The sequence below is a fragment of the Herpetosiphon giganteus genome, from assembly GCF_016907925.1.
GTDB classification, from domain to species: Bacteria; Chloroflexota; Chloroflexia; order Chloroflexales; family Herpetosiphonaceae; genus Herpetosiphon; species Herpetosiphon giganteus.
Map to the genome: position 1 here is coordinate 47,174 of NZ_JAFBCZ010000009.1, position 25,551 is coordinate 72,724.

The following is a 25,551-nucleotide window of genomic DNA, read 5'->3' on the forward strand; positions in this document are numbered from 1 at the left end:
ATCGAATCTCCAAGGGCTAGATTTGATGCTAGCCCTTGGCTACGCTGCAAAGGGTGAAATGGACATGGATTTTCAGAGTATCCAGCGACGTTTTACAACGAGCGTTGAACAGCAAGCGAGCCATGTAGCGCTCATCGATGGCGATCAAGTACTGAGCTATGGCGAGCTTGCGACGCGCGTCCAACGGCTTGCGGCTGGTTTAGCTGCCAAGCAGATTGGCGCTGGCAGTAATGTAGCAATTTTGCTCACCAAGCCAATTGATGTGTGTAGCACGCTGCTAACAGCGCTGCTGGTGGGCGCGCGCTATAGCGTGCTCAGCCCCAATTTGGCTGGTTTTCGCTTGCGCAACATTATTGCCCGCCAACAATTGGTAGTCGGCACAGCTGAGACGCTGGCGTTGGTCGCCGATCAGGCTCCAAGCATTGAATTTGAACAACTCATGCACAGCGATTCGGCTGCAATCGAGCAACCTGTAGCAACTGCCGAAAGCATTATTGCCCTGAGCTATGCCTCGCATCCCAGTGGCTTGCTGCAAGCAGGCCAGCTCACCCAAGCCAATTTGCTCAGTTTTATCGATTTTAACTTGAGCAAAGCCAAAGTGAGCTTTCAGCAAAGCCTGTGGCTTGGCGCAGAATTTACCGATTTTGCGGCGTTCATCAGTTTGGCAACCCTCGCAAGTGGCGGCACGCTACGGTTTAGCACGCTTGAAGCGCTGCATCAGCAGGATTATGTCGAGCAACCACAAACATTAGGCTTGAGCCTCGCAACCCTGGGTCAGCTTCAACAAGCCAACCTTGGTTTGCCCAAAGTTCGGCATATTCTCAGCAGCGGCGAAAGCTTGCTCGCTGGCGAGGCGCTGAAACAACAGCTCAAACAGCAACAAACTGCCTGGCACAACTACTATGGTTTTCCGGCCATGCAACTGCTGACGGTGGTTGGCGAGCACAGCCAAACCGGCCAAATTCATAGCGGCAAGCCCGTGCCCCACACCCAAGCCTTCATTCTCGACCAACACAAGCAGCTTGCACCAATTGGCTTAACTGGTGAATTGTATGTTACTGGCGCAGGCGTTTTTGCTGGCTTTGATCAAGCTCACTTGAATGCAGAGCGCTTGATTGCTAGCCCTTTTGCCGCTGATACCCAGCTGTATCAAACCCGCTACCTCGCGCGCTGGCACGATGATGGCCGAATTAACATCATTGGCAGCCTTGATTCAACGCTTGACGTGGCTGGTGCGCCATTATTGTTGCAAGAACTAGAAAGCCTGCTCGAAACCCATCCGGCAATTCAAGCAAGCTGTGTGGTACGCCGCACTACACTCAATCAGGCAGCAGCCTTAACGGGCTTTGTCGTTGCTAATCACAGCCTTGAGCCAAGCGACGTGCTCAGTTATCTCGAAACTCAGCTTGGTTGCCAATTGCCAACCCTTGGCTTGATTCAACTTGATCGCCTGCCGCGGATGGCCGATGGCCAGCCTGATCGCCAGCAATTAGCCCAAACCAGCGTGCTTGATTCGCGCCAATTGGCCGAGTTACAAGCCCAACTGCAACAGGCAGCCAATGGCGCAGAAGTCGCGCTGGTCGCCCAATCAATCGTGCCAGCAGCAACCCCGCTGCATCTCGACGATATTTTGCCAGTGCTTGAAATGGGGCATGTTGGCCCAGCCCAGCGCAGCATGAGCGCGCAGCCAGCCGAACCATTGGCAGTCAGCGACAAACCAGCTTTGGCCGTTGGCCAGCCATTAATCAAGGCCGATCAAGCGCCGTTTACCTTGGCCGAAGCCTTGGTGCAGGCCGCCAAGCTCTATCCTGAGCATGGCATCAGCTATATCGAGGCCGATGGCACGGTTTTGGTTCAATCGTATGCGGCGTTGTTGGCCGCTGCTGAGGCGGTTTTGGCTGGTTTGCGGGCAGCAGGCTTACAAAAAGGCCAGCATGTGGTCTTGCAATGCACCAATAACGAGCCGTTTGTGGTGACATTTTGGGCCTGTATGCTTGGCGGTTTTGTCGCAGTGCCGCTGGCAGTGCCCACTAGCAGCGATCCGCATAACCCAGCGGTGAGCAAACTTTATAATACCTGGCAAACCTTGGAACAACCATTGATTGTCTGCGAACAAGCCAGCTTAAGCCATATGCAGCGCATGTTCAATGGCTTGGGCGTTGCCAACGTTGCAATTCAAATCGCAGAACAGTTGCGCCAGAACCAGCCTGATCAGCAGCACCAGCAGCTTGCGCCACAAGATGCAGCCTTGGTGCTGTTTACCTCGGGCAGCACCGGCCTGCCCAAAGGCGTTGAGCTGAGCCATCACAATATTATCAGCCGCTCCAAGGCCAGCGCGCAACACAATCATTTTGATCACAATGATGTTTCATTAAATTGGATGCCGCTTGATCATGTTGGTGGCATCGTGATGTTCCACTTTCATGATCTCTGCTTGGGCTGTCGCCAAATTCAGGCCAAAACCGAGTATATTTTGCAAGATCCGGTGCGTTGGCTTGATCTGCTTGAGCACTATCGCGCAACGATTACCTGGGCACCCAACTTTGCCTATGCCCTGATCAACGATCAGCACGAGCGAGTTAATAGCCGACAGCGCGATCTTTCGGCCTTGCGCTTCATTTTGAATGGTGGCGAGGGCATCAATAAGCAAACTGCGCTCAATTTCCTTGGCTTGCTGCAAGCTCATGGCCTACCAGCCAGCGCGATGCATCCTGCTTATGGCATGTCGGAAACCTCATCGGGCATTAGCTCATCGGATCAATTGGTGTTTGGCGCGAACAGCGGTTTTCACGAACTCGATCAAGCCTCGTTGCAAAGCGTCATTCAACCAGCAACTGCCGACAGCATTGGGGTCGCGTTCGTCGAGGTTGGAGCACCTTTGCCCGGGGTTAGCTTGCGCATCGTCAATGCTGATGATCAAATCCTTGGCGAAGATATGATTGGCCGCTTGCAAATTAAAGGTCCGACGATTACCGCTGGCTACTACCGCAATCCCGAACTCAACCAAGAAGTTTTCACCAGCGATGGCTGGTTTACAACTGGCGATTTGGCCTTTTTGCACCAAGGCCGCTTGACAATTGCTGGCCGTGAAAAAGATGTCATCATCATCAATGGAATTAATTATCATAACCACGAAATCGAAGCCTTGGTTGAAACAATCGCTGGCGTTGAGGTTTCGTATAGCGCAGCCTGTAGCGTGCCCAGCAAACATGCAGGTGGCACCGAATCGCTGGTTATTTTCTACAACTCGAAATTGCCCGACTTTACCGAGCAACTTGAGCAAATTCAGCAGATTCGTGAAGTTGTGGTGCAGAAAATTGGCATTAATCCCAGCGCTGTGCTGCCAGTCGCCAAAACCGATATTCCCAAAACGGCAATTGGCAAAATTCAGCGTTCGCAATTGAGCCAACGCTACGTTGCTGGCGATTTTAGCGCGATTAGTAAGCGCATCGATCTGGCCTTGGCCAACGAGCAAACGCTGCCACGCTGGTTTTATAGCAAACAATGGCAACCAACCAGCCAGCGCAGCAATTCAGCCTTGCTCAAGCCAAGCTATGCCATTTTCAGCGATGATACTGCGCTCGCCCGCGCCTTGATCGATCTGCTCGAACAGCACCAACGAGCATGGGTTTTGGTTAGCGCTGGCGAAACATTCAGCCAGCACGAGCGCCATTACACGATTAATCTCAACGATCGCGAGCACTACCAACAGCTTGTTGCGATGCTCAGCGCAGCCAATATTCACGATTATATTCACTTATATAGCGCTGATCTGCCAAGCCAAATCGAGCAAGCAAGCGAACTGGCGGCGGCCCAATATCGGGGAGCTTATAGCATTCTGTTCCTGACCCAAGCTCTGGCCGAGCAAAAGCTTGCCAACGCGCATCTAACCGTGGTTTCGCAGCAAAGTCATGCGATTAATCCAAGCGATCAGGTGGTGTATGCGGCGGCTCCAATCCATGGCTTGCTCAAAACAATTCCCTTGGAGCTTGATTGGCTCAGTTGCCAGCATCTTGATCTCGATGCTGCGCCAGCAGCAACCAATAGCCAGCAGATTTGCCATGAACTGGCTCAGCCAAAGCCAACAGCAGAAGTCGCCTATCGGGCAGGCCAACGCTTAGTCCCAGCACTCGTTCAGGCCGAAATCGAACAAACAGCGCCGATTGAATCGCCGCTGATCAAGGGTGGCTTGTATCTGATTACTGGTGGACTTGGCGGCATTGGCAGCCAATTTGCCCGCTGGTTGCTGCAAAACTACAACGCGCGACTGGTGATTACTGGCTCAACTGAGTTGCCATTGGCAAGCGATTGGGCCAAGCATTTGCATGCCGATAGCAGCCTAGCCAAACGGCTCCGCGCCTATAAAGATCTGAGCGATCTCAGCACCGATGTGGTGTATCAAGCACTTGATCTGACTGATCCCGCGCAGATCACAGATCTGATCAACACTGCCGAAGCGCGCTGGAATCAGCCATTGGCTGGGGTTTTCCACTTTGCTGGGGCTGGCAATTTGGCCTATCACTGGACGGTGATGGAGCGCCACTGGATCGCCAACGAAAGCCTTGCGACCTTTGAAATGATGTTTGCACCCAAGGTTTATGCAACGTGGGCCTTGCAACAAGCATTGATTAATCGGCCTGAACTGCCAATCATCGCCATGTCGTCGATTAATAGTTTCTTTGGCGGCGCAACATTTAGTGCCTACTCGGCAGCCAATAGCTTTCTCGACAGCTTTATGCAGCATCAACGCCAAACGTCGCATCCCAAGGCGCTGTGTTTGAACTGGACGCAATGGGACAACATTGGCATGAGTCACAACAATCCCCAGCAAATCCGTGGCCTTTCCGCAGAACGCGGCTATAGCCTAATCGGCGTGCGCCAAGGCTTGCAATCGCTGCTCGCTGGCATCAGCCAGCAGCAATATTCGCTGTTGATGATTGGCTTAAACGGCGATAGCCCAGCCTTGCGGCCTTATATCGCAACTAATCAGCCAGTGCAACAACAGCTCAATCTGTATACCACTAATCAGCATGGCACGCTCAGCCACGAGCGCTATCGCCAACTTGCGCAGAGCTATTTTGGCGCAGCCAGCCTCGAATGGTATCAGGTTGATGCCTTGCCACGCACGAGCAGCGGCGCGATTGATCATGCTGCGCTCAGCCAAATTGGCACAGCAAACCAACATGCCGTGGTCGACCAACCAACCACGAACATTGAAACCCAGTTGGTCAGCATTTGGCAGGAGATTCTCGACAAGCCCAAAATTGGGATTCACGACAACTTTTTTGCCTTGGGTGGCCATTCGCTGCTGGCAACTCAGCTTGTCTCGCGCTTGCGCGATAGCTTTCAGCTCGAAGTGCGGCTCTATCAACTCTTTGCCGCGCCAACCATTGCCGAGCTAGCAACAACGATTGAAAACTTACAACTTGAACAGATCGACGCAGCCGATATGGAAGCGCTGCTGGCCGAGCTTGAAGGCTTATCGGAAGAGGAGATTCAAGCTGGGTTGTAAGGCTGTTGTATTGGTTCCATCCTCCTCTCGTCCGTGCGAGGAGCTGGAATGATTGAGCGCCACTCATAAATTTTAGGGGGTGCAGGGGGATTAAAGCCCCCTGCGTCTCCCGCCTTGAGGCGGGACGGAAGGGTGGTGACTGGCCAATGATTCGTAAAAACTAACCTTTGAAAACTGAGGGTGAGGGGATTCATAGTCGTTTTTATGTGCGCCATGAGGTTTGATTGTGAATGATTATTCTGAGCGTTTAGCAGCACTTTCGCCAGCCAAACGCGCCCTACTGTTGCAAAAAGTTCAAGCCAAGGGCAATAAACCAGCCCAGCAAATTCAGCCACGACCCGATCAAGCCAGCTATCCGTTGTCGTTTGCTCAACAACGGCTCTGGTTGATTGAGCAACTTCAGCCCAATGCAGCGCTGTATAACATCTCAATTCCTATGCAAATTCGCGGGAGCTATGCCAATTTACCAAGCATCCTAAGCCAAACCCTCACCGCGATTGTTCAGCGCCATGAGCCATTGCGCGCCAGCTTCAGCATGATCGATGGTCTGCCGCAACAAGTAATTAAGCCGTTGGAACATATCGATATAGCGCTCAGCGATTTCAGTCAACTCAATGCTACCGAACGCGAAGCAGCCCTCCACCAAGCCATCCAAACGGAAACCGAGCAGCCATTTGATTTGCGCCACGATCAGCTGTTTCGGGCCAAATTGCTGCGGGTTAGCGAGGAAGAGCACATTTTATTGCTGACCATCCATCATATTGCCTTTGATGCATGGTCGGCCAAAATCTTTATCCAAGAGTTTGAGGCGATTTTTAGCGCCTTGGAAAACCAGCAGCCGCTGCCAGAACTCACGCCATTGGCCTTGCAGTATGCAGATTTTGCTGCTTGGCAACGGGAGTGGCTGCAAGGCGCAACGCTCGACCAGCAACTCAGCTATTGGAAAAACCAACTCGCTGGCGAATTGCCGGTGCTGGCCTTGCCAACCGATCGGCCACGGCCTGCAATCCAAACTTTCAAAGGTGGGCGACACACCTTTTGGATCAGCAGCGAGCTTACCAAGCAGCTCAATCAGCTCAGTCAGCAGCAGCAAGCAACCTTATTTATGCTGCTGCTCGGCGCGTGGGTCGGTTTGTTGCAGCGCTACACTGGCCAAAACGATATTATCGTCGGCTCGCCAATTGCCAATCGCAATCGCCGCGAGCTTGAAGATCTGATTGGATTCTTCGTCAATACCTTGGTGATGCGGGTCAAACCTGCCAATGATCCAACATTTCTCGAATTGCTGGCGCAGGTGCGCGACGTGGCGCTTGGAGCCTATGCGCATCAAGATTTGCCGTTTGAAATGTTGGTCGATGCCGTGCAACCAACCCGCGATCTCAGTCGTTCGGCGTTGTTCCAAGTGTTGTTTGTGCTACAAAATGTTGCCATCGGTGGTAGTCATTCAGGCTTGGATATTTTGGAAGATGTGGCTAGCCCCTCAAAATTCGACCTCACGCTGTCGCTGGTTGAATTTGAGCATGGCCTGCGCGCCACGATTGAATATAATGTTGACCTCTTTGATGCTAGCACGATTGAACGCATGGGTCAGCATTATGTCACCCTGCTGAGCAGCATCACCCAGCAACCCCAAACCAAGCTCTCGCAATTGGCAATGCTCACGCCCAACGAGCAAACCCAAATCATCAAGGATTGGAATCCCAGCAGCCAAGCCTATCCCGATCAACAGTTGTTTCAGCAGCTTTTTGAGGCCCAAGTCGCCAAAACGCCAACCGCAATCGCCTTGATTGGCGAAGATCAAGCGCTCAGCTATCACGAACTGAATCAACGAGCCAATCAATTGGCCTATCGCTTGCAAGCCCAAGGCATTGGCCCAGAGAGCGTGGTTGGCATCTGTTGCGATCGCTCGCTTGTGATGGTTGTAGGCTTGTTGGCAATCCTCAAAGCAGGCGCGGCCTATTTGCCGCTTGATCCGGCCTATCCAAGCGAGCGCTTGGCATGGATGCTCAACGATTCCAAGCTAGGCTTGGTTTTGAGCCAACACCATGTGCTCGAAAAGGTATCAGCGCTCAAGCAGAGCGGAGTAACCATCCTCGACCTTGCTACGATTTGTGATGGCAGCGAGCCAGCTGATAATTGTTCAAGCACGGTTCAGCCAGCCAATTTGGCCTATCTGATTTATACCTCGGGTTCGACTGGCCAGCCAAAGGCGGTCATGGTCAGCCATCAGGGCCTAACCAACCTTGTGACAGCCCAGATTGCTGGCTTTGGGGTAACTGAGCAAAGCCGGGTGCTGCAATTTGCCTCATTGAGTTTCGATGCAGCAATTTCAGAAATTGGCATGGCCTTGTTGGCTGGGGCAAGTTTGGTGTTGATGCCAGCAGGCGGTTTGGCCGCAGGCACCGACGTACTCGGCTTTATTCGCCAGCACAGCGTGAGCGTGGCAACCTTGCCACCATCGTTGTTGGCGGTCTTGCCAGCCGATCAAACCCCAAGTTTAACCACGCTAATTACTGCTGGCGAGGCTTCAAGCAGCGAGCTTGTGCAACGCTGGGCGGTTGATCGGCGCTTAATCAATGCCTATGGGCCAACCGAAATAACCGTTTGTGCCAGTTTGACCGACCTTGAGCCGACCCTCACAACCACGCCACCAATTGGCCGTCCGCTGGCCAACCTCCAGATCTATTTGCTTGATCAGCACCAGCAGATCGTGCCAATTGGCGTGATTGGCGAAATCTATGTTGGCGGAGTTGGCGTAGCCCGCGGCTATCGCAACCGCCCTGATCTGACTGCTGAGCGCTTTGTGCCCGACCAATTTAGTGCAACCCCAGGCCAGCGTTTGTATCGCACTGGCGATCTTGGGCGCTATCGGGCTGATGGCCAAATTGAATTTATCGGACGGATCGATCAGCAAATTAAATTGCGCGGCCATCGCATTGAACTCGGTGAGATCAGCAGTATTGTGAATGCCCATCCAGCGGTTGAGCAAAGCGTGGTGCTGCTTCACGATCAGGCCAGTAGCACGGCGCGGCTGATTGCCTATGTTGTGGCTAATCCAACTGTCGTCGATGCAGCGAGCACGCGACAACAGGCAGTTGGCAGCAATCAGAACCCAGCGCCATACGATCTGGCTGCCGATTTACAGGCCTATGCCAAACAACAATTACCAGCCTTTGCCGTGCCAGCCGCCTTCGTGGTCGTGCCAACAATGCCACTTACGCCCAATGCCAAGATTGATTATCGCAGCCTTGCCCAACAAGCGCCGAGCCACAATCAAGCCAGCGACCAAACGCTTGGGCCACAAAACAATCTTGAACAAACCATCAGCAACCTTTGGCAAGAGATTTTGCAACAAGCGCCAATTAGCACCCAAGCCAATTTCTTCGATCTTGGCGGAAACTCGCTGGCAATGGTGCAAGTGCATAGTCGGCTGCAAGAGCTTTTGGGCCGCGAACTTGTGCTCTTGGATTTATTCAAGTATCCAACGATTCAGACCCTCGCCGCCTACCTGAGCAGCGAGCAATCGACCCAAGCTTCAACCTTTGTTGATCACGACAATCGTGCCCAACAACAGCGCCAAGCGTTGCAACGCCAACGTCGCCGCCGTTAACAAAGATAGGATACCGACGATGAGTCATGATGAAACCTTTGCCAACGATGGCAGCCTTGATATTGCCGTAGTGGGCTTAGCTGGACGTTGGGCCAAAGCGCCCGATGTTGATAGTTTTTGGCAGCAGCTTTGTGCTGGAGCCGAAGGCATTACGTTTTTTGATGCTGCTGAATTGCAGGCCGCAGGTGTTACGCCTGAGCAATTGGCCCATCCACGCTATGTGAAGGCTGGTTCGGTGCTCGAAGGCATCGAGCTTTTCGATGCAGGCTTTTTCGGCTATTCGCCACGCGATGCAGAATTAATCGATCCCCAGCAACGGATTTTCTTGGAATGTGCGTGGCAAGCCTTGGAGCATGCTGGCTACAATGCCTCAGCCTATCCAGGCTTAATTGGTGTGTTTGCTGGCTCAAGCTTAAATACCTACTTGTTGCGCAACCTTGTTAGCCAACAAGGGCGGGGCACAATTCCCGATCTGGCCCAGTTGATCATGGGCAATGACAAAGACTTTTTGCCCACCAGAGTCAGTTATAAGCTCAATCTGCGTGGCCCGAGCTTTAGCGTCCAGAGCGCATGTTCAACCTCGTTGGTTGCAACGCACTTGGCCTGCCAAAGCCTGCTGAGTTTTCAATGTGATATGGCGCTTGCAGGCGGGATTTCGATCAGCGTGCCGCAACAGCAAGGCTATCATGCCCAAGAAGGCAGCATTCTCTCGCCCGATGGCCACTGTCGGCCCTTCGATGCCCAAGCCCAAGGCACTGTCAATAGCAATGGGGCGGGCGTTGTCGTGCTCAAACGGCTTGACGATGCAATCGCCGATGGTGATACGATTTATGCCTTGATCAAAGGCTCGGCGGTCAACAACGACGGGGCGCTGAAAATTGGCTACACTGCGCCCAGCATCGATGGTCAAGCTGCGGTGATTCGCGCTGCGCAAGAAGTTGCCGACGTTGATCCAGCCACAATTTCCTATATCGAAGCCCATGGCACCGCAACGATTCTTGGTGACCCAATTGAAGTTGCAGCACTCACCAAGGCCTTTCGCCAGCAAACCGCAAAAACTCAGTTCTGTATGCTTGGCTCGGTTAAATCCAATTACGGCCATCTCGATACAGCCGCAGGCGTAACTGGCTTGATCAAAACCGTGCTGGCGCTCCACCACAATAAAATTCCTGCCAGCCTGCATTATCAAAACCCAAATCCCCAGCTTGCGCTGGAAACATCGCCATTTTATGTCAATACAATATTAAGCGATTGGCCAGCAGATCAGCCTGTGCGAAGAGCGGGCGTAAGTTCATTTGGCATTGGCGGCACGAACGCGCATGTTGTGTTGGAGCAAGCACCAGCACTTGAGCCAAGCGCGCAAACCGACAGCTTGCAGATGCTCGTGATCTCTGGGCGCAATCGTGCAACTCTGAACGCAGCAACCAAAAATCTGGCCGATCATCTTGAAGCCAATCCCCAGCTCAACTTGGCCGATGTTGCTTATACCTTGCAAGTAGGTCGCCAAGCCTTCAATCATCGGCGGGTCGTGGTTTGCCAATCGATCGCCGAGGCCAGCCAAATTTTGCGCCAGCGCGATAAACGCATGGTCAGCGGCCAAATCAATGCCACGACTCCAGCAGTGGTGTTTATGTTCCCTGGCAGCGGCGTGCAACACCCAAGCATGGGCCAAGAACTCTACCAAACTCAGCCCAGCTTTCGCCAAGCAGTTGAGCGCTGTTTGAATCTGCTCAACCCCGAAACCAGTGCGAATTTACGTCAGTTAGTTTATAGCCCAAACCCAAACGTCGACGAACAACAACTTGCCAGCATGCACTACAGTTTGTTGGCAATTTTCATCACCGAATATGCCTTGGCCCAATTGTGGTTGGCATGGGGCATTCAACCAGTCGCCTTAATCGGCCATAGTTTGGGCGAATATACGGCGGCGCATTTGGCTGGCTCAATCTCGCTGGAAGCAGTGCTTAGCTTGGTCGAGTTCCGTGGCCGATTAATGGATCGGATTGAAGACGGGGCCATGATTAATCTTGCTTTGCCCGAAGCTGAGGTCTTGCCGTTGCTTGGCGACCAACTTTCGCTGGCTGCGCTCAATAGCCCTGAACATTCGGTCGTCGCTGGGCCAATTCCTGCGATTGATGCCCTTGAGCAGCAGCTACTCAGCAGCGAAATCAAATATCGTCGCTTGCCAATTCGCGTAGCGGCCCATTCGAGCATGCTCAAGCCAATCGAGGCCGAATTTGCCGCTTTTACCCAAACTATCAGTATGCAGCCTGCCACGATTCCCTATATTTCGAATGTGACAGGTGATTGGATGAGCCATGAGCAATGGTCAAATCCAACTTATTGGGTTGAACATTTGCGCTCAACTGTGCGATTTAGCGCTGGCATGAGCCAACTTTTGCAAAACCCAGCCCATGTGTTTCTTGAAGTTGGGCCGGGCCAAACCTTGACAACCTTAACTCGTGCTCAAGCCAGCTTTGGGGCAGAACGAGTTGTGGTGCAATCGATGCGCCACCCGCAAGATCAGCAAACTGATAGCCAATGTTTGTTGAATGCGCTAGGCCGTTTGTGGATCGCCGGAGTTGCAATCGATTGGCAGCAACGGGTCGAGCGCAAACCACGCCGCATCGCCCTGCCAACCTATCCATTTGAACGCAAACGCTATTGGGTCGAGCAATTTATCAATACCGCCGAAGCCGCAAATGTGCCTGAAACCACGCAAGCAGCCAACAACCAAGAGCCGGCTGAGCAAAGCGACACAGGCAATAGCTACGAGCGGCCACAGCTCACAAGCGAGTATGTTGCGCCAAGCAGCAGCCTTGAACAAACCATTAGTGCATTGTGGGGCGCGGTTTTGGGTGTACCAATGATTGGCATCCACGATAATTTCTTTGAATTGGGCGGCGATTCACTGTTGGCATTGCAAGTCGCCACCCACCTTGCAGAAAAAGTCCATACCAATCTCGGCGTGCGCAGTCTATTCGAAGCGCCAACGATTGCCGAATTGGCGCAACTGATCGAAGCCCAAACTGCGCCGCAAGCCGATCAGCAATCGGCATTGGTGCGTTTGCAGCCGCAAGGCCAAGCAGCACCGTTCTTCTGCATTCACCCAATGAGCGGGATGGCCAACGTCTATGCAGGTTTAGCCCAATTGCTTGGCACCCAACGCCCATTCTATGGCATTCAAGCCTTTGGCTTGGAGCACCCCGAAATGCCACTGAACAATATCAAAGTGATGGCGCAACGCTATCTTAGCGATATACGCAAGGTTCAGCCGCAAGGGCCATATCTGCTTGGCGGTTGGTCGATGGGTGGCTCGATTGCCTTTGAAATTGCCAGCCACTTAGTTGCTCAAGGCGAAACTGTTGGCCTGTTGGCATTAATCGATACTCCCGCTACCTTGAGTGGCACATCGCCGGAACAACTGACGGATCTGGAGCTGTTGATTGCGATGCTTGGCGTAGATGCTAGCATTTTGGGCATTGACGATCCCAAGGCTGAGCCAGATGTGACGATGTGGAATCAGATCTTGGAGATTATCAAGCAGCATCTTGGCTTGCCCGATAGCTACACGTTGGTGCGTTTGCGCCACCTTGTAGCAACCTTTCGCACCCATTCGCAAGCAGTCTGGAATTATCAACCAGCCAGCTATCCCAACGAGGTGTTGATTTTACGGGCTGCCGATTTGGCTGGCCAACACGACGATCAACTCCAAGCTGCGTATCAGCTGGCCGATTTGGGTTGGGGCAAATTTGTAACTGGTCAGATTCATATCCAGACCATCCCAGGCACGCACAACACCCTGCTGAGCGAGCCAGCCCTGCCAAGCTTGGCGCGCCACTTGGCGGTGGCGTTGAATAACGTCGCTGATGATTCATTAAGACCTACAACATCACACCATGAAGGATCACATGAAATCACAATTATGGATTGAATGGTTGCGCAAGCAACCAAACGCTGCGCTACGGCTCTTTTGCTTTCACTACGCAGGGGGTACGGCGCAGCGCGCCCATCAATGGGCCAAGCAGCTTGACCAAGATGTCGAGCTATGTGCAATTGAATTGCCAGGCCGAGGCAAACGCTTCATGGAGCCTGCTTATACCAATTTGGAGCAATTGCTCAACGATTTGATTCCGGTGATTAAACCCTTGCTTGAGGAAAAGCCATTCGTGTTTTTTGGCCATAGCATGGGCGCGTTGGTCAGCTACGAACTCAGTCGGCGCTTGCAACATGAGCATCAACTGCGGCCCCAAATGCTCTTCGTTTCGGGCCATGCAGCGCCGCATATCCCACGCCAAAGCGTGATTCATCAGTTGCCCCACCAGCAATTTTGGGATCGCTTGCTGCAATTGAATGGCACGCCCAAAGATATTTTGCAGCATCCAGAGTTAGTCGAATTGTTGACCCCGATTTTGCGCGCCGATTTTGCGGTCTGCGAAACCTTCAGCTACACCAACGCGATTGTGCTAGATTGCCCAATGGTGGTCTATGGCGGCCTTGATGACCCAAGTGTTGCCGCTGCTGAGCTTGAATTGTGGAGTAGCCATACTAGCAATGCATGTGAGATTGAGCTTATGGCTGGCGATCATTTTTATCTGCACAACCCATCGCAGCACGAGCTAACCACGCATGTCAACCAACACATTCAAGCGTTGGTCAGGTCGGTCACATCGCTAGCCTAGCAGGGTAGCCCAAGAACATTGTTCACAGCGGCTAGCCCGCCTCACAGCCCGAAAGGATTGGATTGTTCAATGCGTGCCTTATTTGTCCTGAATCCTGGCATTGGCCACTTAAACCCGATGTTGCCAGTTGCTCAAGTGTTGCAAGAGGCAGGTCATGACGTAGCCTTTGCAGTATCGGCAAAAATGCTCCCAAGCATCGTCGCCAAAGGGTTTGATGGCTTTCCTGCTGGCTTAGCGTGGCTTTCATCAGAAATGGCCCAAACCTTTCCCGAGATTTTCGAACTACCGTTTGCCGAACAAGGGCAGGCAATTTTGGGCAGTATTTTCGCTGATGCTGCCGCGCATGCGATGGTTGCAGACCTGCTTAACCTCTGCAAAACCTGGCAACCAGATCTGATTGTGCGCAACGATTTTGAGTTTGGCAGTTGTGTTGCCGCCGAACTATTGGGCATTCCGCAAGCAACGATCAGCATTAGCTATTTTCTCTCGGCGAATGCACTTGAATCGTTAATTGGCGAGGAACTAGCCTATTTGCGCAGCACCTATGGCCTAGCACCCTACCCAACCATGGATATGCTCTATCCAGCGTTATATCTTGCCTTCGCGCCACCCTCGTTCCAGCCCAAGGAAATTCCGACCATGGAATCGTTGCGGCCATTGCGCTTTACGCGGTTTAGCGATGGCGAATTGCCAGCCTGGGTTGAGCAATTGCCTGATCGGCCAACCGTGTATGCCTCAATGAGTTCAGTCTTTGATACCCCAACGATCTTCCCGATGATTCTTGAGGCGTTGCGCGACGAGCCAATTAATTTGATTTTGACGGTTGGCACCAAACAAGATCCAGCCCAATTTGGGCCGCAGCCAGCGAATGTGTATATCGAGCAATACATTCCTCAAGCCTTGCTCTTCCCGCATTGCGATCTGTTCATCACCCACTGCCCATTTGCCACAATTATGTCAGCAATTAGCCATGGCATGCCGTTGTTGATGATTCCCGTGGCGGGCGAGGAGCCAGCAGGCGCAATGCGGGCGGCAGAGCTTGGTTTAGGTAAAGTTTTGCGCTTGCCCAACCAACCCAAAGAATTTTTCGATCAATGGGTTCCTGAGTTTTCGGTTGAATCGATTCGGGCCAGCGTACGCGAGCTATTGCAAAGTCCCCGCTACCGCAGCAACGCCCAACGCTTTCAAGCCGAAATTCGCGAGCTACCAGGCCCCGAGCGGGTAATTGAATTATTAACCAATTTGGCGCAATTAAAAGGGTAAGTTTTTGCTGCGAACCACGGCAACGCTGGTTCATCGGTGGATGCCTGTTCCCCACTCCATGCCCTTGAGGGGGTACAGGGGGATTAAAGCCCCCTGTGTCTCCCGCCTTGAGGCGGGAAGGAAGGGTGGTGAAAATGATTGTTAAGTATAGGGAAGAAACGAAGGATAAGGGGTATTAATCATCACGAATCCAATCAAGAATTTTTTGCAAGGGAGATTATCAATCAATGGCAAACGAAACAACCCAGCTTTATCTTGATCTACTGAAGCGCTGTATTATGGGCTTGGTCTATGAAGATCAGCCATTACGCAATATTGTGTACGAGCCATTTAGCATCAATGCGCCCTACACCGGCCCCTACAGCACCTTTGATCGCGAAAAACGGCTGAATGGCCATGAATGGCCGAGCCAAGCGCATACGATGCTGAGTATGCATCGACTGAACAATATTCAAACTGTGGTCACCGATATTCTCGAAAAGCAAATTCCTGGCGATTTAATTGAAACTGGCGTTTGGCGCGGCGGAGCCACAATCTTTATGCGCGGCATTCTCAAGGCCTACAATTGCAGCGATCGCACAGTTTGGGTCGCCGATTCATTCCAAGGCTTTCCCAAAAACGAAGCTGAAGGCCTGCTTGGCGAAACCGAATCGCCTGGCCTGCCCCAAGAGCAACATGGCCCGCCGCCCAAGCCCATCCAAGATATTCTCGACCTGCTGTGGAAAGGCACGTCATACGACGAAGTGCGCCAACATTTCGAGCAATATGGCTTGCTTGATGATCAGGTTAAGTTTCTCAAGGGTTGGTTTTGCCATACCCTGCATCAAGCGCCAATCGATAATTTGGCCCTCTTACGCTTAGATGGCGATTTATACGATTCAACCTACGATGCGTTAGAGGCGTTGTACCCCAAAGTTTCTCAAGGCGGCTATGTGATTGTTGACGATTATGCCACCTTCGAAGAGTGCTACAACGCTGTCCATGATTATCTCGAATCAATTGGCGAAACCGTCACAATGCAGCCCATTGACGAAGATTCGGTCTTTTGGCAAAAGGGCTAGGGGTGAAGGATGAAGGATGAAGGATGAAGGATGAGAGCTAGGAGATTGAGCGATGGAAACCGCGAAGAACGCGAAGAGCGCGAAGGCTATAGGCTTTGGGCTATTGGCTCTTGGAAACATGAACGGGTTGGCAACCATGTCCCCTCGCCTCCCAACCCCCTCTCCCACTGAACACGGGCGAGGGTGAGCCGACCTTGTTTCCCAACAAATTGTCCAAGAGCCACACAATGAAAAGCCCCTCGCCTGTGCGCGGGAGAGGGGTTGGGGTGAGGGGATCTTAACAACCGACCCTTGAAGGGAGAGGGGCTGGAGGTGAGGGAAGTTTAAATCGGAGGGACGGAAAGAGAAATACTATTGAGGGATCAGGATTGAGAAACCGCGAAGAACGCGAAGAGCGCAAAGGGAGAAGAATGGGGAAATAGCAGCAACAGCAACAATCCACAACATACATATTAGGGGGTGCAGGGGGATGAAAACCCCCTGCGTCTCCCTCCAGCGGAGGGACGGAAGGGAGGAGAAATATTGTTAAGGAATCGAACCGCTAATTCTCATAGTGTGTGTGAAGGAGTTCAAGTGAGTACACGTTTTTTAGGCATTCCGGCAGTCGTTTGGTCAATGTTGGCGCTGATTATTGCAGCAATCTTCGTGTATGTTTGGCCAAGCGATAAAGTGCCAGGCGATACCACCAGCATTCGCTATTTGATTTTGCGCTGGGGCCATACGCTGGTGTGGCTGTTAATTGCAGGCTTTATTCTTTTGCGCAGCATTGGCGCTGTAACCCTTGCCAACTTCCTAGGAACGTTGGCAGGTCTCACCTATCTAGCCTTTATTGCAACGCTGGTTATGAACTAAGCCTAAGCAAGCAACATTAAATCTTCTCTTAGGCGCGATGAGTCGATCATCGCGCCAGCCCAAGCAGCCCCGCAATAATCGCCAAACAAAATTGTCCTTCCTGCATGCCAATAATGTCACTTGTACCAGCTTGTATCATACAACCATCAACGTTGATTAGACCTCGATGCAGGAGGATGTAATGGATCAGATTGCTTATACCAATCAATTTGCGGCGCTTTCGACCCCGTTAATTGCCGATGCCTGTCTCCGCCTCAACTTACCGCTACGCGCTGCGCCAACACAAATTCAAGCCTTGCTGCCAAACAGCCATTGTGTTGGCCGAGCACTGCCTGTTCGTCATTATGGCAGTGTTGATATTTTCCTCGCTGTGCTCGAAACCGCCCAAGCTGGCGATATTTTGGTCATTGATAATGCAGGCCGAACCGATGAGGCCTGTATTGGCGATCTGATTGTGCTTGAGGCGCAAACAGCTGGTTTGGCAGCGATTGTCGTTTGGGGCTTGCATCGCGATACCAACGATTTGCTGCGCATTGGGTTTCCAGTGTTTAGCGCTGGGCGGTGCACTGCTGGGCCACAGCGGCTTGACCCTTGGCAAGCAGAAGCTCTGAGCAACGCTCAAATCGGCAGTTGTCGCGTCACCAATGCGGATCTTGTGTTTGCTGATGCAGATGGCGTATTGTTTGTCGCTGCTGATCGTGCAGCTGAGGTTTTGGCAACCGCACAACAGATCGCAGAGCGTGAACGCCAGCAAGCCCGTGCCATCCAAGCAGGCCGCACGTTACGAGAACAAGTTCAGTTTCAGGCCTATACCGCCCATCGTGAGCGTGACCCCAGCTTAACCTTTCGCCAGCATTTGCGCCAAATCGGCGGGGCGATTGAAGAATAATCTTTTCGCCTACTAGCCCAATTGTGCGCGGGCAGGATGGTATACAACCTGCTTTTCAGAACGCGGGATGCAGCCAGCGAGGAGTATTAGCCACGATAAGGAAGGATTCTATGCGCAAATCGACGTTCTATCGATTGATCCTGCTTGGCACAATCAGTACCATGATGCTTGGAGCCATGCTCATTCAGCGCACAACTGCCCGCGCCACAAACAATCAGCCGACGTTGGTCAATCAGCCAAGACTGAGCACAACCTTGGTTATTAGCGAATTTCGCACCCGTGGCTCAAATGGGGCTGCTGATGAGTTTGTTGAACTCTATAATCTTTCCACTGAGCCAGTCAGCATTGGCGGCTGGAAACTCAATGGTTCTAGTAGCAGTGGTACAGTTTCAACGCGGGCGACCATTCCTGCCAATACGGTGCTGCTTGCTGGCTGTCGCTACCTTTTGGTCAATTCATCGGGCTATAGCGGGTCTACTAGCAGTAACCTTAACTATACAACCGGCGTTGCCGATGATGGCGGAGTTGCCCTACTCGACCCAAATAACGTTATCATCGATATGGTAGGAATGAGCACTGGCGCAGCCTACAAAGAGGGTACGCCACTCGCTCCAACCGGCAATAATCTCAATCAGAGCTACGAGCGCAAGCCAGGTGGCAGCGCTGGCAATGGGATTGATACTGATAATAATCAGGCTGATTTTAGCTATGTTACAGGCAGCAATCCCCAAAACACCACTGCTGCTTGTACTGTTTTGAGCACACCAACTGTCACACCAATCGTGACTGCAACCGCGACTGTAACACCGACCCTGACTACAACCCCAACTCTGACTGTGACCGCGACCAACACGCCAACACTGACTGCAACGCCAACTATCACACCGACCCTGATTGCGACCGCGACCAACACGCCAACGCTGACTGCAACGCCAACTATCACGCCGACTGCGACTGCGACCGCGACCAACACGCCAACCGTCACGCTTACGCCAATCGTAACTGCAACCGCGACCAACACGCCAACCGTCACGCTTACCCCAAGCCAAACCGCAACCGTGACCGCAAGTGCAACGCTGCCGATTCCTCAATTCAAGCTATGGCTACCATTGGTGGTGCGCGAAAAGTAAACCAAGACCGCAAATCCACAATCAGGATTCAGATAGCATTGAGGCACGCTGAAATTTCAGCGTGCCTCGGTCTTGTTTGTACATCGGGATTTTGCCAACCGCTAACCTTGCTGCTTATGCTGCACGATCACGGCCCAGGCTTGGAGTTTCGCGGCAAAGGCTTGGGTGTTGGCGGGGCTGGTCGATGGCAGCGCATGCAGCGTTAATCGCGCTTGCAATTCAGCACTCAGCGTTGGCCAGACCAGCCGCTCAAACAGTTGCTGAGCTTTGATGCCATTCAAGCCAATTGTGCGAATCGTGGGATAGTTGCCTAAAAACGTTGCAAAATCATTGGGGATGGGCTGAGTAATTGCCGTATCAAGGCTGCCGTCACGCTCAGCAGCATGCAATACATCCCAAAGCGCAATCCCATGGCGCGCTAAAAAGTCAGTTCGTTCTGCGCTAGTCGTGCCAGGTTCAGCCTCAAATAATGCCTGCATAATCCGCCAAAATTGATTGCGTGGATGCATATAGTAGAACTGAGCCGCCAGCGATTGATCGCCTGGCAGCGTGCCAAGAATCAAACTCTGGCTGGTTGGCTGCACAATCGCTGGGAGCGCATACTTTGCCATTTCCAACCCCCCTAAAATAATTATGTCAACAAAAAAATAAACCTTGTGCCCGAAATTAAACAAAGAAGCGACCAACATGGTCGCTTGGTTTTCGTGCTTTGCTCAGCTTGAGTATAGCATGGCTGTCTAGGCCATAAAACGGCCTAACGCCGATTCTTTTTCGCTCGCCGCTCAGCTACAATCTTCAACATTCGGCTAACCAAGCGCCATCCAATACCAACAAAGGGAGCAATTGATGAATGGCTATGTGTTTGAATTTCATGAAATTAACCCAACCAATAGCACACTAGTGGGCGGGAAAGCTGCTAATTTGGCTAAACTCGCCCAGATTCCAAGCATTCATGTGCCAACTGGCTTTTGTCTTTCGACCGCCGCTTTTCAGCGCATGCTTGAACTAACTCCAGCGATCAGCGAATTGCTTGATCAAGCAGCCCTGTTGCGTTTCGATGATCGGGCAACGATTGCAACATTAAGCGCAACACTGCGCCAAACGATTGAATCAAGCCCCATGCCCGACGATATTCATGCAGCAATCAGCCAGCTGCTGGCGCAGTTTGGCCCAACCAAAGCCTATGCGATTCGCTCAAGTGCAACTGCCGAGGATTCGCCAAGCGCCTCGTTTGCTGGCCAGCACGATAGCTATTTGAATATCGTTGGCGAAGCAGCAATCATGCAGCAGATCAAAGCATGCTGGGCCTCGCTGTTCAGCGAACGGGCCATGATCTATCGGTTGCAACAGGGCTTTGATCAGCGCAGCGTTAGCGTGGCAGTGATTGTGCAGGCCATGGTTTTTGCCAACGTTTCAGGCGTTATGTTTACTGCCGATCCGATTACTGCCAATCGTAAGCTCTTGGCAATTGAAGCCAGTTTTGGTTTGGGCGAGGCCTTGGTTGCTGGCCACGTCAATCCAGATAGTTATCGGCTGCGCAATGGCGAGGTTGTAAGCGCAACTATCGCAACCAAGCAACTTGCCATGTATCCAACCATGGCTGGCGGAACTGAAGAACAACCAATTCCACCCGAACAACAGCAGCAACCAGCCCTCAATCAGCCCCAATTATCGCAGCTTGAAGCCATCGGCAGAACCATCGAACAGCATTTTGGCCAGCCCCAAGATATTGAATGGTGCTTAGCCGACGGGCAATTTTATATCGTTCAAAGTCGCCCAATCACCACGCTGTACCCAATTCCAGCAGCCAATGATGCCAAAAATCATATCTATATTTCGGTTGGCCACCAACAAATGATGACCGATGCGATGAAACCCTTAGGCTTGTCGATTTGGCAATTAACTGCTGGCCGCCCAATGGTCCATGCTGGCGGACGCTTATTTGTCGATATAATTGATGATCTGGCTGTGCCAGCCCGCCGTGCAATTATGCTCGATGTTTTGGGCAAATCCGATCCCCTGATTCGCTCTGCCTTGACCACGTTGATCGAGCGTGGCGATATTATTCCAGCAACTCCGGCGCAGCCAGCAGCCTCAACGCTGGATAAATTCAAGCCTGCAAGCGCCGATTCGCTCGAATTTCAGCCAACGATTGAAAATGATCCAACGATTGTTCCTGCGTTGATCGCCCAAAGCGAACGCGATCTGGCCACTTTAAAACAAACGATTGCGCCAAAATCTGGCGCTGAACTCTGCGACTCCATTTTGCACGACATCCAACAGCTCAAGCAAAGCCTTGCCAACCCCCAAAGCTTTGGGGTGATTATGAACGCGATCAATGCTTCGAACTGGCTCAACGAGCGCATGGATGAGTGGTTGGGCGAAAAAAACGCTGCTGATAGCATTTCGCAATCGGTCGATCACAATATCACTTCAGCAATGGGCTTAGCGCTGTTGGATGTGGCCGATGCAATTCGCCCCTATCCAGCGGTCATTGATTATTTAGCTCAAACCAACGAGCCGAATTTTTTGGCTACGTTGGAGCAATTTGCAGGTGGCAACCTAGCGCGACAGGCAATCGAGGCCTATCTGGCCAAATATGGGATGCGCTGCGCTGGCGAAATTGATATTACGCGCACACGTTGGAGCGAAAATCCAGCAACCTTGCTGCCATTAATTCTGCATAATATTAAAAGCTTTGCCCCTGGATTCAGCCAGCAAAAATTTGCCCATGGCCGCCAAGTAGCCTTAACCAAAGAGCATGAACTCTTGGAGCGCTTGCAGCAATTACCTGAGGGAGCAGCTAAAGCCGCTGCCACCAAACGCGTCATTGATCTGATTCGCAACTTCATTGGCTATCGTGAGTATCCCAAATATCACATTGTTAGCCGTTATTTTGTCTATAAACAGGCATTGTTGCAGGCCGCCGAGGTTTTGGTACAAGCCAATATCTTGCGCGACCAAAGCGATATAGCCTATCTCACCTTTGCTGAATTGCACGAAGTTCTGCGTACCCAACAGCTTGATGATCAGCTGATTGAGCAGCGTAAAGCTGAGCATGCGCAGTTTCAAAAACTCACACCGCCGCGCGTGCTGACCTCTGATGGCGAGCTGCTGAATGGCAGCTATCAACGCAGCGACGTGCCAACTGGGGCGCTGGTGGGCTTGCCAGTTTCGGCGGGCATCATCGAAGGTCGAGCACGGGTTATATTGCAAATGGAAGCAGCAGCGCTTGAAGCAGGCGATATTTTGGTTACTCGCTTTACCGACCCAAGCTGGACTCCATTATTTGTGGCAATTCACGGCCTTGTAACCGAAGTTGGCGGGCTGATGACTCATGGTGCGGTGATTGCCCGCGAATATGGCTTGCCAGCAGTCGTTGGCGTTGCTGATGCAACCAAACGCATCCACGATGGCCAACGAATTCGGCTCAATGGCAGCACAGGCACGATCGAAATACTCTAGCTGCATGTTGCTGCTGCAAGAAGACGTTCGCACACAGTATTCCCGATAATCACAGGCTATTGATAGTTTTTGAAGACGCTTTTGGCCTTCTCCAACATCAACATCAAATCGGCATATGTCCAGCGCCATGGATCACCATTGCGGCGCGGATAGAGGATAATCTGCAAACCTTGAGGAGAATCATACACTTCAGCTACCGTCTCGCCTTTATGCCAGATTTCCGCAATCCATCCAGGTATTTCACTTTCACGATCATCATCTGCCAAACAGACGATAATTTCAATCTCATTCGTCTTCATAGAATATCCTTTCGTAATGTTCGGTCTCGCGATGGAGGGTTGCAGCGACCAGCCATGGTAGGATCAACAGAGCCGTAGCATGTGGTCTACGGCTCTCTTTATGGAGGTTCTATGGAAGTCACGATTCGGCGCTATACTGCTGAGGATCGCACGGCGGTTGGCGAGCTTTCGATTCGGGCTTGGGCACCAGTGTTTGCTTCGATGGCAGCAGCAATGGATGCAGCGGTATTCGGCCATTTTTATCCCGATTGGATGAACGACCAGCGCAAAGCGGTTGCCGATGTCTGCGCCGCCGAAAGCAACCAAGTTTGGGTAGCCTTGCTTGATCAACAGCTTGCTGGCTTTGTAGCCACAACCCTGCATCAAGCAAGTAGCATGGGCGAAATTGTGATGCTCGCAGTTGAGCCAAGCTACCAGCAACGGGGAGTTGGCGCAGCGCTAACTAAGTTTGCGCTCGAACACTTTCGCAACGCTGGCATGCGGGTAGCAATGGTTGAAACTGGTGGCGACCCTGGCCATGAGCCTGCGCGCCAAACCTACGCCAAACAAGGTTTTCAGCTCATGCCAATTGCCCGCTACTTTCAAGCCTTGTAAGCTGTTCTGTAACAGGAGTTAACCATGCATCATTGTTTTCATGGCGCACTGCAACGCTGGCGCTAAACCCTAGAACATCGTGTTGTCGTTGGCCGAATCAGCAGGAATCGGCTGGAGCACATCCCAATGTTCAACAATCTTGCCAGCCTCATCGAGGCGAAAAATATCGATGCCGGCCCAATCGTGATCGCCGGGCCATGTTTGGTAGCAATGCAATACCACATACGATCCTTCGGCAATCACTCGTTTGAAGGTAACATGTTTGCCAGGATACTCTGCTGCCATCCGCTCAAAATAGGCAATAAACGCTGCTTTGCCATCGGCTACCGCCGGATTATGTTGAATATACTGGTCGCCAACATAGCGCGCGATCGCTTCTGCTGGCTGACACTGGTTAAACATTAAATCGTAAAATGCTTGGACGTTTTGTTTGTTTTGTTCTACTTGATCATTCATGCTATCACTCCAGTTATGGCTCGCTGATCAGCGCTGATCAGGCTGATTGTAGCAAGCATGTCAATTGAAACGCGAAGGGCCTCGCTAGCTAGCTAGCTAACAATTGTACCAACCAGCTTCTTGGTTGATGTCGAATACTTAAAGGAATGTTATGCGCGTAGAGACTACCCCAAACTCACATGCCTCAAGCAACGCTACCAGCGAAAAAGGCATTATTTTGACCTTATTAATCGCTACCTTTGTGGTGATTCTCAATGAAACTATTATGGGTGTGGCCCTACCACGCTTACAAACCGAATTCCAAGTTGAGGCCAGTACCGTGCAATGGCTGACCACGGCCTATCTTTTGGTCATGGCGGTGTTGATTCCCACCACGGGCTTTTTGATTCAGCGCTTTAGCACGAGAACACTCTTTCTGACGGCGATGAGTTTGTTTAGCGTTGGCACGATAACCGCCGCTGCCGCCCAAGGCTTTGAAGTGCTTTTAGTTGGGCGGATTTTTCAGGCCTCGGGCACAGCGCTTATGTTGCCCTTGCTGATGACCGTGATTTTGGTGCTTGTGCCAATGGAGCGGCGGGGAGCCATGATGAGCACCGCCAGCATGGTAATTTCGGTCGCGCCAGCAATCGGCCCAGCCATCTCGGGCCTGATTATGCAAGCCCTGTCATGGCGTTTTATGTTTATTTTCGTCGTTCCGATTGCGCTTGGCGTGCTGGCCTATGGCTATTTGCGCTTGGTTAATGTTGGCAAGCTTCAGCCAGCTAGCCTTGATATTGCCTCAATCGTGATTGCCGCAATAGGCTTTGGCGGGCTGGTTTATGGCTTTAGCCGCGCAGGCGAACCAGGTAGCAGCATCAGCGATCCGCTGGTATTGGGCTTGATTGGAATTGGCGTGCTTGGCATTGCGCTCTTTGCTTGGCGACAAACTCGCTTGGCTAGCCCATTGCTTGATCTGCGGGTCTTTCGCTTTCCAATGTTTACCCTGAGCGTTGTGATGATGATGGTTGTGATGGTGACGCTCTTTGCCTCGGCGATTTTGTTGCCCTTCTATTTCCAAGAAATTCGCCATTTCAATACGCTGCAAACTGGGCTATTTTTGCTGCCTGGTGGGGCCTTGATGGGCTTTAGCGGGCTATTCGTCGGGCGGATTTTCGATCGTTCTGGGCCACGCGTGCTGGTTATCGGCGGCATGCTGCTGGTTGTGCTCGCACTTTGGCAATGGACATCGCTCAATCCAAACACATCGGTCATTTGGCTCTTGAGTTTGCATGTTATCTTCAGCTTGGGGCTTGCCTGCTTGTTCACACCAGTGCTGACGACTGGGCTTAATCAATTGCCCCAAGCCTTGCACTCGCATGGCACTGCAATCTCTAACACGCTGCAACAAGTTGCCGGAGCAATTGGCACAGCCTTGTTAATCACGATTATGAGTGCTGGGCAGGCTCGCCATTTACAAACGATCTCAGCTGATCCTATAGCAGCGTTGAACACAGGCATCCAACAGGCATTTGCGGTCGCGGCAGGCTTGGCCGTGGTTGGATTGCTCTTGGCGCTCTTTCTTCGCCGTACAGGAGAAACAAGCGGCGAAGCAACATTTATTCACTAGAGTTTTTTTAAGATCCCTTCGCCCGTGGCGTGGGCGAGGGGGCTTTAACAGCGTGGTTCTCTCCCAATTCCTTGGTGAACAATCGCTCATCCCTTCGCCCGCGTGCAGTGGGCGAGGGGCTGGGAGTGAGGG

15 protein-coding genes are annotated in these 25,551 nt (G+C 52.1%); 12 read left to right on the forward strand and 3 right to left on the reverse strand.

Translation table 11 applies throughout. The features are described from left to right. Window positions 1–64: 64 nt before the first annotated feature. From JOD20_RS10080 to JOD20_RS10120, 9 genes are all read left to right on the forward strand, one after another. Window positions 65–5,512, forward strand: a complete 5,448-nt coding sequence (locus tag JOD20_RS10080) for an SDR family NAD(P)-dependent oxidoreductase (RefSeq protein ID WP_204755146.1) — start codon at window positions 65–67, stop codon at window positions 5,510–5,512. A 226-nt stretch (window positions 5,513–5,738) separates the two neighbouring features. Next, entirely contained in the window at window positions 5,739–9,122 is a 3,384-nt protein-coding gene (locus tag JOD20_RS10085) for a non-ribosomal peptide synthetase (protein WP_204755147.1), read from the forward strand. A gap of 19 nt (window positions 9,123–9,141) precedes the next feature. Further along, a complete protein-coding gene (locus JOD20_RS10090) occupies window positions 9,142–13,056 on the forward strand; it encodes a type I polyketide synthase (protein WP_204755148.1) in 3,915 nt (1,304 codons plus the stop codon). Further along, entirely contained in the window at window positions 13,034–13,804 is a 771-nt protein-coding gene (locus JOD20_RS10095) for a thioesterase II family protein (RefSeq protein WP_204755149.1), read from the forward strand. Before JOD20_RS10090 ends, JOD20_RS10095 begins: the two co-directional genes overlap by 23 nt. 69 nt (window positions 13,805–13,873) lie before the next feature. After that, window positions 13,874–15,067 carry a glycosyltransferase gene (locus JOD20_RS10100; protein WP_204755150.1) on the forward strand — a complete coding sequence of 398 codons (1,194 nt, stop codon included), beginning with the start codon at window positions 13,874–13,876 and terminating at the stop codon, window positions 15,065–15,067. 227 nt (window positions 15,068–15,294) lie between these two features. Then, on the forward strand, window positions 15,295–16,128 hold the full coding sequence (locus tag JOD20_RS10105) for a TylF/MycF family methyltransferase (protein WP_204755151.1): 834 nt from the start codon (window positions 15,295–15,297) through the stop codon (window positions 16,126–16,128). Window positions 16,129–16,701: 573 nt separating this feature from the next. Then, window positions 16,702–16,980 (forward strand): hypothetical protein, encoded by a 279-nt coding sequence (locus JOD20_RS10110; protein ID WP_204755152.1) that lies wholly within the window; start codon window positions 16,702–16,704, stop codon window positions 16,978–16,980. A 181-nt stretch (window positions 16,981–17,161) separates the two neighbouring features. Further along, complete coding sequence (locus JOD20_RS10115; RefSeq protein ID WP_204755153.1) at window positions 17,162–17,869, forward strand: RraA family protein; 708 nt, start codon at window positions 17,162–17,164, stop codon at window positions 17,867–17,869. A gap of 110 nt (window positions 17,870–17,979) precedes the next feature. Beyond that, window positions 17,980–18,999, forward strand: coding sequence for a lamin tail domain-containing protein (locus tag JOD20_RS10120; protein WP_204755154.1), 1,020 nt, complete (start codon window positions 17,980–17,982; stop codon window positions 18,997–18,999). A gap of 101 nt (window positions 19,000–19,100) precedes the next feature. On the opposite strand, the gene JOD20_RS10125 is transcribed toward JOD20_RS10120, so the two are convergent. Then, on the reverse strand, window positions 19,101–19,610 hold the full coding sequence (locus JOD20_RS10125; protein ID WP_204755155.1) for a DNA-deoxyinosine glycosylase: 510 nt from the start codon (window positions 19,608–19,610) through the stop codon (window positions 19,101–19,103). 235 nt (window positions 19,611–19,845) lie between these two features. On the opposite strand from JOD20_RS10125, the gene rph reads away from it, so the two are divergent. Continuing rightward, window positions 19,846–22,464 carry a rifamycin-inactivating phosphotransferase gene (rph, locus tag JOD20_RS10130; protein ID WP_204755156.1) on the forward strand — a complete coding sequence of 873 codons (2,619 nt, stop codon included), beginning with the start codon at window positions 19,846–19,848 and terminating at the stop codon, window positions 22,462–22,464. 56 nt (window positions 22,465–22,520) lie between these two features. On the opposite strand, the gene JOD20_RS10135 is transcribed toward rph, so the two are convergent. Next, window positions 22,521–22,763, reverse strand: a complete 243-nt coding sequence (locus tag JOD20_RS10135; RefSeq protein WP_204755157.1) for a hypothetical protein — start codon at window positions 22,761–22,763, stop codon at window positions 22,521–22,523. Window positions 22,764–22,874: 111 nt separating this feature from the next. On the opposite strand from JOD20_RS10135, the gene JOD20_RS10140 reads away from it, so the two are divergent. Next, window positions 22,875–23,357 (forward strand): GNAT family N-acetyltransferase, encoded by a 483-nt coding sequence (locus JOD20_RS10140; protein ID WP_204755158.1) that lies wholly within the window; start codon window positions 22,875–22,877, stop codon window positions 23,355–23,357. A 69-nt stretch (window positions 23,358–23,426) separates the two neighbouring features. Here the strand turns inward: JOD20_RS10140 and JOD20_RS10145 are convergent, their stop codons facing one another. Beyond that, window positions 23,427–23,813, reverse strand: a complete 387-nt coding sequence (locus tag JOD20_RS10145; protein WP_204755159.1) for a nuclear transport factor 2 family protein — start codon at window positions 23,811–23,813, stop codon at window positions 23,427–23,429. Window positions 23,814–23,964: 151 nt separating this feature from the next. Between JOD20_RS10145 and JOD20_RS10150 the strand changes: the two genes are divergently transcribed. After that, window positions 23,965–25,419: an MDR family MFS transporter gene (locus tag JOD20_RS10150; RefSeq protein WP_204755160.1), complete on the forward strand. Its 1,455-nt coding sequence runs from the start codon at window positions 23,965–23,967 to the stop codon at window positions 25,417–25,419. Window positions 25,420–25,551: the final 132 nt, after the last annotated feature.